At 56.1% G+C, this 14521-nt stretch carries 14 protein-coding genes; 10 read left to right on the top strand and 4 right to left on the bottom strand.

The annotated features are described in order from the left end of the window. Nucleotides 1–127 precede the first annotated feature (127 nt). Nucleotides 128–556 carry an SRPBCC family protein gene (locus KK078_RS25440; protein WP_254093154.1) on the top strand — a complete coding sequence of 143 codons (429 nt, stop codon included), beginning with the start codon at nucleotides 128–130 and terminating at the stop codon, nucleotides 554–556. A gap of 2 nt (nucleotides 557–558) precedes the next feature. Further along, nucleotides 559–885: an RNA polymerase alpha subunit C-terminal domain-containing protein gene (locus KK078_RS25435; protein ID WP_254093153.1), complete on the top strand. Its 327-nt coding sequence runs from the start codon at nucleotides 559–561 to the stop codon at nucleotides 883–885. Between the two features lie 47 nt (nucleotides 886–932). Here KK078_RS25435 and KK078_RS25430 read toward each other — a convergent pair whose 3' ends face one another. The 3 genes from KK078_RS25430 to KK078_RS25420 all read right to left on the bottom strand — a co-directional run bounded on the left by KK078_RS25430 (nucleotide 933) and on the right by KK078_RS25420 (nucleotide 2816). Next, nucleotides 933–1286: a hypothetical protein gene (locus KK078_RS25430; RefSeq protein ID WP_254093152.1), complete on the bottom strand. Its 354-nt coding sequence runs from the start codon at nucleotides 1284–1286 to the stop codon at nucleotides 933–935. Nucleotides 1287–1451: 165 nt separating this feature from the next. Further along, the gene (locus KK078_RS25425) at nucleotides 1452–1901 is read right to left on the bottom strand and encodes a DUF2188 domain-containing protein (RefSeq protein ID WP_254093151.1); all 450 of its coding nucleotides are present in this window, start codon (nucleotides 1899–1901) and stop codon (nucleotides 1452–1454) included. 63 nt (nucleotides 1902–1964) lie between these two features. Then, nucleotides 1965–2816 (bottom strand): LysR family transcriptional regulator, encoded by an 852-nt coding sequence (locus tag KK078_RS25420; protein ID WP_254093150.1) that lies wholly within the window; start codon nucleotides 2814–2816, stop codon nucleotides 1965–1967. Between the two features lie 93 nt (nucleotides 2817–2909). On the opposite strand from KK078_RS25420, the gene KK078_RS25415 reads away from it, so the two are divergent. The 6 genes from KK078_RS25415 to KK078_RS25390 all read left to right on the top strand — a co-directional run bounded on the left by KK078_RS25415 (nucleotide 2910) and on the right by KK078_RS25390 (nucleotide 9051). After that, nucleotides 2910–3797 (top strand): alpha/beta fold hydrolase, encoded by an 888-nt coding sequence (locus tag KK078_RS25415; protein ID WP_254093149.1) that lies wholly within the window; start codon nucleotides 2910–2912, stop codon nucleotides 3795–3797. A 335-nt stretch (nucleotides 3798–4132) separates the two neighbouring features. After that, nucleotides 4133–4948, top strand: a complete 816-nt coding sequence (locus tag KK078_RS25410; protein WP_254093148.1) for a helix-turn-helix transcriptional regulator — start codon at nucleotides 4133–4135, stop codon at nucleotides 4946–4948. Between the two features lie 325 nt (nucleotides 4949–5273). Beyond that, nucleotides 5274–5972 (top strand): RNA ligase family protein, encoded by a 699-nt coding sequence (locus tag KK078_RS25405; protein WP_254093147.1) that lies wholly within the window; start codon nucleotides 5274–5276, stop codon nucleotides 5970–5972. 11 nt (nucleotides 5973–5983) lie between these two features. Further along, nucleotides 5984–7087, top strand: a complete 1104-nt coding sequence (locus KK078_RS25400; protein WP_254093146.1) for an AAA family ATPase — start codon at nucleotides 5984–5986, stop codon at nucleotides 7085–7087. A gap of 144 nt (nucleotides 7088–7231) precedes the next feature. Beyond that, a complete protein-coding gene (locus KK078_RS25395; protein WP_254093145.1) occupies nucleotides 7232–7981 on the top strand; it encodes a nucleotidyltransferase domain-containing protein in 750 nt (249 codons plus the stop codon). Next, complete coding sequence (locus KK078_RS25390; RefSeq protein ID WP_254093144.1) at nucleotides 7978–9051, top strand: DNA polymerase beta superfamily protein; 1074 nt, start codon at nucleotides 7978–7980, stop codon at nucleotides 9049–9051. Before KK078_RS25395 ends, KK078_RS25390 begins: the two co-directional genes overlap by 4 nt. On the opposite strand, the gene KK078_RS25385 is transcribed toward KK078_RS25390, so the two are convergent. Then, entirely contained in the window at nucleotides 9037–9438 is a 402-nt protein-coding gene (locus tag KK078_RS25385; protein ID WP_254093143.1) for an OsmC family protein, read from the bottom strand. The two genes, KK078_RS25390 and KK078_RS25385, sit on opposite strands and share 15 nt — an antisense overlap. Before the next feature lie 155 nt (nucleotides 9439–9593). Here KK078_RS25385 and KK078_RS25380 point away from each other — a divergent pair, with 155 nt between their 5' ends. Together KK078_RS25380 and KK078_RS25375 are read left to right on the top strand one after the other, a co-directional pair. Next, a complete protein-coding gene (locus KK078_RS25380; RefSeq protein ID WP_254093142.1) occupies nucleotides 9594–12041 on the top strand; it encodes an ABC transporter permease in 2448 nt (815 codons plus the stop codon). A gap of 73 nt (nucleotides 12042–12114) precedes the next feature. Then, a complete protein-coding gene (locus tag KK078_RS25375; RefSeq protein WP_254093141.1) occupies nucleotides 12115–14508 on the top strand; it encodes an ABC transporter permease in 2394 nt (797 codons plus the stop codon). Nucleotides 14509–14521: the final 13 nt, after the last annotated feature.

Raw genomic sequence — 14521 nt, 5'->3', positions numbered from 1 at the left:
AAATAGCGTAGCGTCCGCTTGTCACAGAACACCCCGGAAGTTGTCGTTTTTTACCCACCTGCATCCGGGAAAATTGTAATAGGTTTGTCACATCAACAGGAATCAACAACCTTAAACACAAAATACCATGACAACCGAAAGCAAAACCACTGCCGTCACCGTAGAAGCCGTCGTAAAAGCACCCGTAAGCAAAGTATGGACATACTGGAACGAGCCTGAACACATCACCCAATGGGCCTTCGCGTCCGACGACTGGCACGCGCCCCATTCGGAAAACGACCTGCGCAAAGACGGCACCTTCAAAACGACCATGGCCGCCAAAGACGGCAGCATGAGCTTCGACTTCGGTGGCGTATACACCGCCGTAGAGACCAACAAGCTGATCGCCTATACCATGGGCGACGGCCGCACCGTAAAAGTGGAGTTCACCTCCGAAGGCAACAACACGCGTGTGGTCGAAACATTCGACGCGGAAACACAACACTCCGTCGACATGCAGCGCGCCGGTTGGCAGGCGATCCTCGACAACTTCGTGAAATATACCGAAGCGCAATAAGCATGATGCTTAAGCTCAAGACCCTGCGCATTTGCGAACACGGCCATCGCTATTATAAAAGCAGCGATTGCCCCACCTGTCCCACCTGTGCACAGGAAGCAAAAGCGACAGCGGGATTCATGACAGCCTTGAGCGCCCCGGCACAACGTGCATTAACGGGAGCCGGCATAGAGACACTCCAGCAGCTCGCTGAAAAGAGTGAAGCCGACATCCTGGCGCTACACGGCATAGGCCCGGCCAGCTTGCCCGGGCTGCGGCAAGCGCTGGCCACCGCCGGACTGACCTTCGCAGCCAAAGCAACCGTCACAACAAAAAAGGTGCACCGCTAACCGGTGCACCTTTTCTATAGCATGGACTATGCAGAGTAGCCCCCTGGCTATTTGTTCTTTTCTTTCAGCTTGTTACCCTGGGCGTCGAACTTCACGATCTTTTTGTCGCTGCCTTGCATCAGCTCCACGGCATACATCGTCTTGCCGTCCTTTGTTTTACGATACGCTTTGCTCACGGTCCAGCCGGAGTAATCCTGACCTTGAATCTGATCGCGTACACGTTGCGGCAGGTCGCTGGTAGCGATCACCTCCTTGTCGGTGTACTCGTCTTTGTCTTTTTGCTTATCCTGTTGTGTGCTGCGGTATTGATCACTGCTTCTTGATGTTGAAGTGGTGTCCTGTGCATACGTCGCTACTGCACTCCCGAGCAGTAAGCAGAATCCAAACATTGCCTTTTTCATGACTGTCTTTTTTAGTTTCGTGTGGATAATGATTTTCCGGGATAAGAATCTTTAAATATTGTGCCGCTCACGAAGATCGCCCCACACGCGCAATTGAGGCAGTCCGTGGACAAAGCATTGTGGTATTTATCCTCACCCATCCCCAGATTGCATCAATCTCGCGCGTTACGATTGCTTGCGGCCCCGCTTGTTGGGATTATACGACGTGCGCTTCTGCAGCTTGCCGGTCTTCTTCTGCACGGTCAGTGCCGCGTTGGCGTCCTTCGCTTCACGCCGCCCCAGCTTCACCGCATCGGCTTTCTTATCAAAAACCTTCTCCACCTTTTCACTACGCTCTTTTTTTACCGCCCACTGGTCGCCGTGATACGGAATAACATAACGATCCTCACCATGCTCTTTCACATCGGTCGGGCGCGACTCCGGTGCATGACTTTCTGTATCCTTGCCGCGATTCGCGGCCCAATCCTTCGCACGACTCGTCGCCGTGGCAATTGCGATACCTTCCGGCATATCCGTTCCCGCGAGCAGCGCATTGGCGATCTCGACCGCTTTGTTGCGCACCGCCGCCGGTAAATTCTTCATCGACGGCGGATAGTTGGTTTTATTCCATGGCATATCCGTATTATTTAGTGTTGACATACACGGCCTAAAACTATGCCAACGCCCTATAAATAGCCGTCAATACAACGCCACAAACGCCTTCAACGCCGCCGACATCGGCACGTTCCGTCTGTAGATGAGAACAGTCGACAACGTATCCAACCCCCTCCCCAGCGAAAAGGTATTCAGCTTCCGCCGCGAATAGAACTGCGTCACCAGGTCTTCCGGTAACACGCTGATCCCCACACCCGCTTCCACAAAATTCACAATCCCCTCCATCGTATTCATGATCGTGCAGGTATACCGCCCGATACCCTTCGCATTCAACCACGCCTCCAGCCGCGCCCGGTAACTACAACCCTGATCGAATACGACCACCCGCACAGCCTTGGCCGCCAGCGCCGTTTTAATATCCGTATTCGCCGCCGTCACCAACACCAGCTTATCCTTTTTCACATGCCGCTGTTCCAGTTCGGGTATATCGATCGGAGCCGATACAAACGCGGCGTCCAGCTTGTAATGCAGCACATCCTGTATCAGATCACCCGGCAGGCCCGACTTGAATTCCAGCAGCACATCAGGATACTCTTCACCAAATTGATTGATCAGTGCCGGCACCTTCAACGCCAGCGTTGTCTCGATACAGCCGATCTTCAGCTCACCGATCACCTGCCCGGCGGAGTGGATCTCCCGGCGGGCCTCGTCCAGCAGATGATTGATCTGCTTGCTGTAATACAGCAGTTTCTCGCCCGCCGTGGTAAGGCTCACCTTGCGCGGGCTGCGCGTCAGGAGCTGTACGTCAAAGGCTTCCTCCAGGGCCTTGATGCGCGCCGTCACATTCGATTGCACCGTGTGCATCGCATCGGCCGCTTTCGTAAAGTTTCCGTGAAAGACGACGGCCTCGAACAGTTTCAGGTCATGGAAATTCATAGATCACAATTAGTGATAGTTATTATGAGTATTAATCGTTTCTAAAGATCAATCAAAGGTACTTGTTTTGGCCATGCAAAACACATTTACCTTATGAAACAACAACATCCTGTACACTGCCGCATGGCACAGGCCGAGGGCCTGGAGATCTTTTACCGCGAAGCGGGTCCTGCCGAAGCGCCTGTCGTGCTCTTGCTGCACGGCTTCCCGACGTCGTCATTCATGTTCCGGAACCTCATTCCGGTATTGAGCACGCAATACCGCGTCATTGCGCCCGACCTGCCGGGTTTTGGTTGTTCCGCCATGCCACCGCGCGAACAATACACGTACACATTCGACAACCTTGCCCACACCCTGCAAGCCTTTATCGACACGCTAGCGCTGAAACGGTTCGCGATCTATGTCTTTGATTACGGCGCGCCGGTAGGATACCGCCTGGCGATAGCAAACCCCGAAAAGATCACGGCCATCATATCGCAGAACGGTAACGCATACGAAGAGGGGCTTAGCCAGGCCTGGACCCCGATACAACGCTACTGGCAGGATCCTGCAAACACCAACCGCGAGGCCCTGCGGCAGTTCGTAACGCTCGAGCTAACCCGTTTCCAGTATGAAGAAGGCGTACCCGACAAGTCGCTGATCGCGCCGGAGACCTACACGCTCGACCAGTACTTCCTCGACCGTCCCGGCAACGCCGACATCCAGCTGGACCTCATGGGCGACTATAAAAACAACGTAGCCCGCTATCCGGAATTTCAGCAATACTTCCGCGACAAGAAGCCGCCCTTGCTCGCCACCTGGGGCGACAAGGACCCCTTTTTCCTGCCGGCCGGTGCCGACGCCTATAAACGCGATATTCCCAACGCCAGGGTACGCTTTTACGATACCGGTCACTTCGCGCTCGAAACACACCATACCGAGATCGCCCGGGAGATCCTGGACTTCCTGGAACAGGCCGTGAAGATGCCACGTACCCACTAGGGAAAGGCCCGGAGATCGCAGGCCCTGGACAATTTTTTGAATAAGACTGACGTTCTCGATCGGAACGCAAACAACCATTCGGCCGTTCTATAATAAAAAAAGGTAACGCTGTAACCGGAACAGTTACACGTCATTCCAACCCGTTCTGTACAAAACAGTACCAGGGATATAGGAACCGAAAGATACTATAGGGTTATTAAACCAAAATGGACAGAAGTACAACGCGGAGGTGCATTTGGCGCCATGTAACCCCGCGTTGTATGAACCGGAATAATCCTTGTTGATTAGTCCGGACCGAATGTTAAGTTTGCGCTGATTTTTACAAGTGTATAGTCATGAGCTTTAGATTTGAGACGGTCGCGCCCCGCGAATCGCTGGGTGCCGTCGTAAAAAACTTTTTTGTACTGGAATTCCACAACGACACACCGGCAACCGATTTTCTGTTGCCCGACGGTCTCCCCTCGTTCTTTTATATAGAGGCCGATAAAGCCATGGAGACCTTCTTCGCCGACGATACCCAGTCCACCCCGTTGCAAAACGGCTTTTACGTCGGCTATTGTAACACCGCCATGAAGTTTATCCATACCGAAGCCAGGATCGCCGGCGCCTCCATGTACCCGGTGTTCTTTAACCTCATCTTCGGCAAAAGCCTCATGAGCATCCTCAACCAGTTCCAGCGTTGGAACGAGCCCGCCATGCTCATGCCCGTCTCGTCGCTGATCGCCGGTGACGATCATTACAAGGAGATCTTCGGGATCTTCGAAGACTACATGGAGCAACAGCTGGCCAATCACCCGTTCAACAGCGAGTTTTTGCAGACCTACCAAACGCTCACCGCCCCCGGTGGCTATCGCCTGAAAGTAGAGGAACTGGCCGAACAGGTAGGATATTCCACCCGTCACCTGCACACACGCTTCCAGCAGTACTTCGGCATGTCGCCCAAACAGTTCATCAAGCTTGTAAAATTCAACCACGCGCTGAAGTATATCTACGAAAAAGACGAAGCCAGCAGCCTGGCGTCTATCGCCGAGGTGGTAGGCTACCACGACCAATCACACTTCATCCGCGATTTCAAAGCCATCTGCGGCAAAACGCCAAAAGAAATTGCCTCCTCGCCCGGGTCACTGGCCAACAAGTTCCGGCTGTTCTAAAAAAAGAAGATATTGAATAGATTGTCACACCCCTGGAAAACCTTTTCAGGGGTGTTTCGTTTTTACGCGGTAACAGATACCTTTGTATCACAATTCATGTACAACCCTTTAAAACGAGGGACTATAAACGTGCTCGCCTTTTAATACCATACTCTCACAAAACAACTCCCACGCCCGGGAGGTGAAATGGTATTTCCCTTTCTGTACTACTAGACTATAAAGCCTTCCTTCCGGAAGGCCGGGATTGTTTTGTTCATTCGTTTGCCGCCGGCATATGTTGTCGGCCCGGCAGAACCATGCCTTTTTACATAAATGAAAATGACAAATGACGATATCAAGAAAATACGGGCGAACCTATCATTATCCGTTTTCGCCCGGCACCACCAGCGACGACCGCATCAGCCGCCACTATTGGCAGGATGTGCGTGTGCTGCAAGCCGTGGTGCATACCGAAAAACTCGATGGCGAGAATAATTGCCTGAGCCGGTATGGCGTCTTTGCCCGTTCGCACGCGGCACCGACAACGTCTGACTGGACCAAGGCTATACGCGAACGGTGGGCGCTGCTCAGGAACGACCTCGGTGACCTGGAGATCTTCGGCGAGAACCTCTACGCCGTGCATTCGATCGAATACCGGCGCCTGGAGCACCACTACTATGTATTTGCCGTGCGCCTGCTCGACACATGGTTGAGCTGGGAAGAAGTAAAATTCTACGCCGCCATGTTCGACTTCCCCACCGTGCCCGAGCTGCGTGTGGTGACGCCGTCGACCGAGGCGGTATACCGGCAGGAAGTGCTCGACCTGGTGTCGCAGCCCAGCGTGCTGGAGGCCCGCGACATCCACACGCAAGCCCCTTGTACATGCGAGGGCGTGGTAAGCCGCAACGCTGCCGAATACGCCGTGGCCGACTTCCCACGCCACGTATGGAAATACGTCCGGAAAGGACACGTTAAAACAGACGAACATTGGACACGCCATTGGCGGCGTGCCCCGTTCGCCTGGGAGTATCGTCCGGGATCTTAAATCAATACAGTATGGAATGGACAATCACCAAGAATAAAGAATGGTCACACCTGGAGCAGACATTTCCCTGGGTGGCCGATATGCAGCACGTGCCGCAAGACGCCGTGCACCATGCCGAAGGCAACGTGGCCATCCACACACGCATGGTGCTGCAAGCCTTGCAGGCGGCAGCGCAATACCAGGCGCTGCCGCCGCAGCAACAGCAGATCCTCTGGGCCGCCGCACTGCTGCATGACGTCGAGAAACGGTCTACAACGCAACAGGAGGGGAGCCACATTACCGCGCCGGGACATGCCCGCCGCGGCGAACGCACCGCCCGGGCGGTCTTATACACCCAGGTGCCTGCGCCGTTTGCCATACGCGAGCAGGTGGCCGCCCTGGTGCGGTATCACGGTCTGCCCCTGTGGGCCATGGAGAAGCCCGACCCCGTCAAGAGCCTGCTGGAAGCATCCCTGCGTGTGCAGATGCCGTTGCTGGCGCTGCTCGCGGAAGCCGACGCCCGCGGACGCATCTGCGCCGACCAGCAAGACCTGCTGGACCGCGTCGAGTTGTTCCGCGCCTTCTGCGACGAGCAACAGTGCTGGCAGACACCGCGCCGCTTTGCCGACGGCCTGGCCCGGTTCACATATTTCCGAAAAGAAAATGGCTCGCCAGAGTATATTCCGTACGACGACCTGAAAGGCGAAGTGATCATGCTGTCGGGCCTGCCCGGCATGGGGAAAGACACCTTCTTAAAGAAGCATTACCCCGGCCTGCCCGTGGTGAGTCTCGACGACATCCGCCGCCGCCACAAGCTCAAGCCGGAAGACACGTCCGCCACCGGTTGGGCCGTGCAACAGGCCAAGCTGCAAGCCCGGGAATACCTGCGCCAGGGGCAGCCCTTTGCCTGGAATGCCACCAACATCACGCGGTCACTGCGCACGCAGTGGATCGACCTCTTTGTTTCATACAAAGCGCGCGTTCGGTTGGTATACATCGAAGTGCCCTATAACGATTGGCTCCGCCAGAATAACAACCGGGAGCACGCCGTGCCCCACGCGGCCCTGATGCACCTGTTGCAAAAGCTGGAAATACCCGCCCCGCACGAGGCGCACGAAGTAGTCTACGTTGTCTAAAAGCTGCCGCATAAAAGCCTTGGACGGGATCGTTCGAGGCTTTTTTTATAAAAAAAAGATCACTCCAACACACCTGCGCAAAAAGGGTGCGCAGTCGTGTACTTCTTTTGTAGCATGGAACCTATACGATACGCGGGCAAGGAAATGAGAAATGTTATTTTAGACAGACTGACGGACCTGGAGCGGCAATTTGACGTGAAGATCCTGCTGGCATGCGAGTCGGGAAGCCGGGCCTGGGGATTTGCCTCGCCCGATAGCGACTACGATGCCCGGTTTATTTACGTGCACAAAAAAGACTATTACCTGTCGATCGACGAGCGACCGGACGTGCTGGGCCTGCCGGTGGATGCCGTACTCGATATCGGCGGCTGGGAACTGCGAAAAGCGTTACGACTTTTTCGTAAGTCCAATGCGCCCCTGTACGAATGGTTGCAATCACCCGTGGTATACACCGCACAAGACGACTTCATGGCCGACATGACTGCACTCATGCCGCGCTATTTCTCCCCCCGCGCCGCCATGCACCACTACCTCAGCATGGCCAGGGGCGTGGTGGAATACGAGCTTGCGGCGCCGGAAGTCCGGCTGAAGAAGTATTTTTATGCCCTTCGGCCGTTGCTGGCAGCGCGGTGGATTGCCGAGCGTGGTACTGTGCCTCCCCTTGCGTTTTCGCAGCTCCGGGCATCGTTACCCACGGCGCTGCACGACGTAATAGACGACCTGCTGCGCCAGAAGGCGGCCGCGTGCGAAGGCCATACCGTCGCACCCCTGCCCACGCTGAATGAATACCTGCAGGCCGAGGTAATGTTGCTGAAACAAGCGGTACCACCCGCAACAGAACCTATGGCCGACAGCGAGCCCTTACACACACTCTTTCGAAAATATGTAGTATGACCCTGCAGGAACTGGAACATAGTAAAACGCACCTCCTGCTAAAGTGCATCAGCGGCAGCCAGGCCTATGGCCTGGCGCTGCCGCATTCCGATACCGACATCAAAGGCATTTTTATACTGCCCCGTCGTGCATATTACGGAATGACGTATACCGACCAGGTTAACAACGAGACCAACGATATCGCATATTACGAGATCGGCAAGATCGTCGACCTCCTGGTAAAGAACAATCCCAACATCCTGGAGCTGCTCAGTACGCCCGACGACTGCGTATTGTATCGTCACCCGGCCATGGCCCGATTGAGGCCCGAAATGTTCCTGTCCCGGCTGTGCAACCAGACCTTTGGACAATACGCGTATGCGCAGATCAAAAAGGCCCGTGGCCTGAACAAAAAGATCCTGAACCCGGTGGGAGAGGTGCGCAAAACCATTCTTGACTTTTGTTATGTACTGGAAGGCCAGGGATCGCTGCCGCTCACGACCTGGTTGGCCCAGCGCCAATACCGCCAGGAAGACTGCGGCCTCGTGCGCGTAGAGCACATGCGCGAGGTCTATGTCGTATTTCATCAGTCGCAAACCGATCGTAAGCTTCACGGCATCACCTCCGGCGCAACCGCCGACGAGGTATCGCTCAGTTCGATACCAGCCGGACTGGAGCCGCAGGCAATGGTATACTTCAACAAGGATGGATATTCGGTATACTGCAAAGAATACCGCCAGTACTGGGAGTGGGTTCAGACGCGCAACGAAGCACGCTATGAAAATACGCTCAACCACGGTCGCCGGTACGACGCGAAGAACATCATGCATGTATTCCGGATACTGGCCATGGCCGAAGAAATTGCCCGCGAAGGACGCGTGCATGTGCGCCGTGCCGACCGTGCATGGCTGCTACGCATTCGGGCGGGGGAGTTTTTGTATGAAGACCTGTTAAAGCAGGCCGAAGAGAGAATGCAGCGGATCGGCGAGCTGTTTCAAACGGCAGACCTGCCCGATGTCCCCGACATCCGGCACGCCGAAGAAGTGCTCGTAAACATCCGCGAGGAATTTTACAGGCTATCCATCGACTAGCACGACCGACGATCCGCGGCGCAAGGTGTTCTGTATTTCCGACACGGTATCCGTATGGCGGATAAGCGCGTCGATCTGCTCGTCGGTGGCATCGCCCTCGGCGTGGACCTTATACTGAAAATTATAGCCGGGCTGACCCTCGGCACGGAACTCAGCCGACGCTTCTACCGTCACGCGGCGGATCACGAGGGCCTGCCGGTGTGCCTCGCGGTACAGGTCGTTGCAAAAACACGTCGCCAGCGCCAGGCACAACAACTCGCCACCGTTTACCGCCGATCCAAATCCCGCTACTTTGCCCGGAATCGAAACATCGCGCGCCACTCCGTCCGTCTCGACCGTCACGGCATGATAATTAAAATGGTTCTCGAGTTTAGCGGTGATTTTCATAATATCCGTCGGTACCTGACTAATATACACAAATTGCACCAAGTACCTATCTTTAAAAAGAAGAACCGTACATTGCTCCGGGGGCAATATTATCTACATTTATAAGTAGATAGGTATGATTTTTAGACCTGGATTTTTCACAGCACCCGTATACTATGAAGAAACCCCACGAAATTGTAAACATGGTATTTGTAAAGCTCGCGTGGCGCAACCTCGCACGGCGCAAGGGCTATGCCCTGCTGAACATCGCCGGCCTGGCCGTGGGCCTCGTCAGCTTTTTGCTGATCATGCAATACATCGTGTTCGAACGAAGCTATGACACCTTCCATACTCGCGGCGAAGATCTCTACCGCGTCGCGTTCGATTGGGGCGAAACCGACTACACCGGCAACAATTCGAGCCGCTATGCAGGAAATGTACCGGCCATGGGCCCGGTCTTGAAAGAAGAGCTTTCCACCGTTGAAGCCTATACACGCTTTGTACCCGTCAATATCATCAAGGCCTACACCACGATCACACACCGCGTCAACGACCGCATCCGCTATAACGCCAGTGCCGAAAACGGCTTTTACGCCGACAGCGCCTTTTTACAGCTGTTCTCGTTCCCCATACAACACGGCGATCGTTACCCGCTCGCCCAGCCCTACACCATCGCGCTGACGCAAGCCTTCGCCGCCAAAATATTCGGCACCGCCGCGCCGGAAGAGATCCTCGGACAAACCCTGGAGATAGACAACAGCGAACGCGCCCGCTATACCGTCACAGCACTGCTGCAAGACATCCCCGCCAACAGCCACATCCAGTTCGACTACCTCATTTCCTTTGCTACGATCCAGACGGCACAGCTCGATGCGAACAAATATTGGAGCCAGTTTTATACCTACGTCCGCAGCACACCGCAGGCCGGCAACAGCCTGCTCACCGCCGACACCAAGCCGTTGTTACACAAGCTCTACGGAGACGATCATCACATCTCCATCTTCTTTCAACCGCTCCGCGACATACACCTGCACTCGCGCTTGCGCGAAGAGCTCTCCGCCGGCATCTCGTCACAACACCTCCTGTTCCTCACCGTCATTGCCTATGCCATCATCGCCATGGCATGGGTGAACTACGTCAACATGTTCCTGTCAGGATCGCTGGAGCGCGCCAATGAGATCGGTATCAAAAAGATCCTGGGCTCTACCCGCGCGCACCTGGTGGTACAGTTTCTGGCCGAGTCGGTGGTGATCCATATCGTCAGCGTCGCCCTCAGCGTGTTGATACTATTGCTGATACATCCTTCGGTAGAAGCATGGCTGGGCATCGACCTGCCGATGCCCTTCGCGGAGGACATGCGCTATACCTGGATTACCGGCCTGAGCATTGTCGCAGGGTGTGCCGTCACCGGCCTTTACCCGGCGCTCCTCGTTTCGGCACAGCCCATACAGGCGTTGGGTGCCCGGCTGGCGCGTTCGTCGCACGGCACAGGCATGAAAGCCGGACTGGTATACTTTCAATTTGTCGTGGCGTTCGTGGTGGTATCCAGTGCCGTCATCGTGGGGCGCCAGGTGCGGTTTATGAAACATGCCGATCTCGGCATTGACCTCGACAACCGCATCGTTGTACGCAGCCCGGGCACGACAGATTCTACCTATGCCGGCAGCGTGCAAGCCTACAAAGCGCACCTGCAGGCCTATCCCTTCATCCGGTCCGTCTCCTTTGCTTCCGCCGTGCCCGGCATGAAACTGAACGAGTCGGGATACGCACGCCGTATAGACGGGCCGTCCATCGACGACAACAACGTCTTCAAGCTCGAGGTCGATCAGGACTTCTTGCGCACATACGGCGTTCAGCTGTTAGCAGGTCGTCCGTTCTCCGATGCCTTTTCCACCGAAGCGGAAGCCGTCATCATCAACGAAGCCACGCTCAGTATTTTGAAATTCTCCACCCCCGCCGAAGCGCTTCACCAACGCATACGCTGGCGGCGCCAGGAGTATGAGGTGGTAGGCGTATGCACAAACTACAACCATCAGTATTTACAGACCATCGTCGAGCCGCTGGTCTTATGTTACAACCCGACCCCCGGCGGCTTTGCCACACTGCAGGTGAAGCCGGGATACGACGCCGCGGCCATCGACGGCGCAAAACGCGCGCTGGCAGCCCTCTTTCCCGATGCACCGTTTGAATATGAGTTCATCAAAACATCGTACGATAAACAGTATGCGGTCATTGACCGTTTTGAAACCGCCGTCCAGGCCTTTGCTGCCATCGCCGTGGTGATCGCCTGCGCGGGCCTCTTTGCACTGGCGGCGCACCACGTTCAGTACCGCACCCGTGAGATCGCCGTACGCAAGGTCTTTGGTGCACGCACCGCGCAGGTCGTCACCTGGCTCACCGCGCGGTATGTGCGCATCGTACTGATCAGCGCGGCACTGGGCAGCGTCGTCACGTTTTATGCCATGCAGCAATGGCTGCAGAACTTTGCCTTTGCCATCACGCCCGGCGTCGTGGACTTCGGCGGGCCGCTGGTCGCACTGCTGGGCATTACGCTGGCGGCCGTAGCCTACCCCTGCATCATAGCCTCGTGGAAAAATCCCGCGCGCACGTTGGCACACCGGTAAAAGCGCGCACCATCATCGTGTAGGCGCGCTTGAATAGGATCAAAACAAAAAAGCACCGATATTGATCGGCGCTATGAATTACCTCAAGATCGCGCTCCGCCTGCAAGTTCGCTACAAGTGGTTTACCGGCATCAACATCGCGGGCCTCTCGCTCGGTATGTTGTGCAGCCTGTTGGTGTATCTCTATGTCGGCAGCCACCTCGGGACCGACCGGCATCACCACGATGCCGAACGACTCTACCGCGTCGTGCTCGACATTCATACACCCGCCGGCACCATCGAGCATGAAGAAGGTACATCGTTGCCGCTGGGCCATGCGCTGCAGACAGACTATAGCGCCGTAGAAGCGGCAGCCTTTTGTATGCGGTTCTACACGGCGCCGACCATTGCCATCACAACCCCCGGCGGCAGCGACCGCTACCAGGAAGACCGGGTTGCCGCCTATGCGGACAATGCGTTTATCCAACTCTTCCGTCACGATTTCATCGCCGGCAACCGCCACACCGCGTTGACCCAGCCCAATACCGCCGTGCTCTCCCAACGCCAGGCACTCAAATACTTTGGTACGGCCGATGCCGTCGGCCGTACGCTTAACATCAATCACCTGGCCGATCTCACCGTGACCGGCGTCTTCGCCAACCCCACCGATCGCTCCGATCTGAACTTCGACGTATTGGTCTCCCTGCCTACACTCAACGTGATCAATCCCAACTACCAGGATCAGAACTATACCTGGATCGGCAGCAACAACTGGACCTTTATAAAACTAAAAGCCGGTCAGCAACCCGCTGCGTTGGAAGCGCAGTTGCCCGCCTTCGCGACAAAATACCTCGGTGCCGATTTTCATCACTGGCAATTCCGCCTGCAACCGCTGGCCGATATACACTTTGATACCCGCTACGATGGCGTTGTCAGCAAGCCGGTATTATGGATCCTGGCCGCCGTGGCCCTGGCGCTGACCGGCCTGGTCTGCATCAACTACATCAATTTGTCGATGGCCCAATCCGGTCCGCGTGCAAAAGAGATCGGCGTACGCAAATACCTGGGCGGCAGCAAACGCCAACTGTTCATCCAGTTCATGACAGAAACAGGCGTTACCGTGGCGACATCCGCCGTACTGGCCCTGATCGCTGCCTATATCACGCTTCCGCTGATCAACATCTGGCTCCAGGCAGACTTAACATGGATGCAGCTGGCAACGCTTGATAAGATCGCCGCCATACTGCTCGCGTGCCTGGCGCTGACATTCCTCGCCGGGTATTACCCCGCCGTTGTGTTGTCCGGCTTTCATCCCATCCGCGCCCTCGCGGGAAAAACCGGTACCCTGGGCGGTACACGCCAATGGCTTCAACAGTCGCTGATCTGCTTTCAGTATACAGTAGCCTTACTTTTTATGACGGCCACCGGGGTGATGTTACATCAAATGCACTTCCTCCTGCAGGAAGACCATGCCGGCGTACCGGCAAACACCGTCATTACGATAGGCCTGCCCAAAGCCGATCTCTCCCGTCGCCAGGCCTTCCGCGACGCCCTCACGCATATCCCCGGCGTGGAGGATGCCACCCTGCAGCACCAGGCCCCGCTGGCCGCATCGTTAGACGGCGGCTTCATCAAATACGACAACCGCCCCGCGTGGGAAGAGTTTATCGTACGCGACCGCTGGGCCGACGATCGCTTTCTCGAAACCTATAACCTGTCGCTTGTCGCCGGCCGCAACATCGCCCTACACGATTCCACTACGGAAACGCTCGTCAACGAAACCCTGCTGCAAAAGCTGAGCGTCACCCACCCGGAGGATGCCCTGGGAAAACAGATCGTGCTGGATAATGCCGGCCTCACGGCCACCATCGTCGGCGTCGTGCAAAACTTCCACCACCGTTCCCTGCAACATACCATCGAACCCGTGGCGATCTATCCGCTGCGCGCCGCGCTCAACCACGTGGGCATTCGCCTGTCGACCGGGCACACCGGGGCAACGCTCGAAGCGATTACCACCGTGTGGAAGCAGGCATTTCCCGACGATGTGCTGCGCATCTCCTTTCTCGATCAGTCTATAGCCGATCTCTACCGCACCGAACGCGTCACGGGCAAGCTCATGACCATCCTGGCCGTTGTATCCGCGGTCATTTGCAGCATCGGCATCCTGGGGCTGTCGGCCTATTCCGCCTTGCGCCGCACGCGCGAGATCGGCATACGCAAAGTGCTCGGCGCGTCCGTCGCCGACATTCTCGTGCTGCTCGGCCGGCAATACCTGGCGCTGGTGGTAGTAGCGATCGTGCTGGCGCTGCCCGTGGCCTATAGTATAATGCATCGCTGGCTGGAAGGTTTTGCCTATCATGTGCCGTGGGGCTGGACGTCTTTTAGTATACCCGCGGCAATGCTGGTCATCACCACGCTGGCGCTGGTCACGGCGCAGTCGCTGCGTACGGCCCGCACCAATCCCAGCCGCTCGCTGCGCTACGACTAAAAAAGATTTATAC

This window comes from Dawidia soli, from assembly GCF_018598185.1.
Lineage (GTDB): Bacteria > Bacteroidota > Bacteroidia > Cytophagales > Cyclobacteriaceae > Ohtaekwangia > Ohtaekwangia soli.
This window is presented reverse-complemented; position numbering and strand designations above follow the sequence as displayed.